Source organism: Paracoccus aminovorans, assembly GCF_001546115.1.
Lineage (GTDB): Bacteria > Pseudomonadota > Alphaproteobacteria > Rhodobacterales > Rhodobacteraceae > Paracoccus > Paracoccus aminovorans_B.
Genome location: NZ_LNBC01000052.1, coordinates 1 through 803 on the forward strand (window position 1 = coordinate 1; position 803 = coordinate 803).

General features: G+C 59.0%; 1 protein-coding gene. It reads left to right on the top strand.

Annotated elements, in window-relative coordinates:
* On the top strand, window positions 1-752 hold a 752-nt coding region (locus ASV56_RS22315), incomplete at its 5' end, for an IS3 family transposase (RefSeq protein ID WP_062564136.1).
* Window positions 753-803: the final 51 nt, after the last annotated feature.

Here is an 803-nt window from a genome sequence, read left to right on the forward strand (position 1 = left end):
TTGACTGCTCGAGCTACCACTACAAATCCCGCCGCACCGATCCGGCAGAGCTGAAACGGCGGATCCGGGAGATCTGTGAGACGCGTGTGCGCTATGGCTATCGCCGCGTTTACGTTGTCCTAGACCGGGAGGGCTGGGAGGTCAGCATTAAGATGGTCTATAACGTTTACAAAGCCTTGGGACTGCAGCTGCGGAACAAGACCCCAAAACGGCGGGTGAAGGCCAAGTTGCGTGACGACCGTGCGGAAGCCGTCGGGCCGAATGATGTATGGGCCATGGATTTTGTCCATGACCAACTGGCCTTGGGTAAAAAGCTGCGGATCCTAACCATTGTCGACACCCATTCCCGCTATTGCCCCGCCACGGACGTGCGGTTCCAATATCGCGGCGAGGACGTGGTCACGACGCTGGAACGGATCTGCACAAAAGTCGGCTACCCGAAGACAATCCGGGTCGACAACGGCAGCGAATTCATCTCGCGCGACCTGGATCTCTGGGCCTACGCCAAGGGCGTGACGCTCGACTTTTCACGCCCCGGCAAGCCGACAGACAACGGCTTCATCGAGGCTTTCAATAGTAAGCTCAGGTCCGAATGCCTGAACGCGCACTGGTTCATGAGCCTTGCGGACGCGGCCGAAAAGCTGGAGGATTGGCGCAGACACTACAACGATGATCGACCCCACAGCGCCATCGGATACAACGTCCCGAGCGCGCTGCACTTTCCCGACGGCGTCACCAGCCCGCCGCCGTGACAAAGGCCGGAAACTCCGGCTTTAGATGGTCCAAAATTGGTAGGCAGGGCA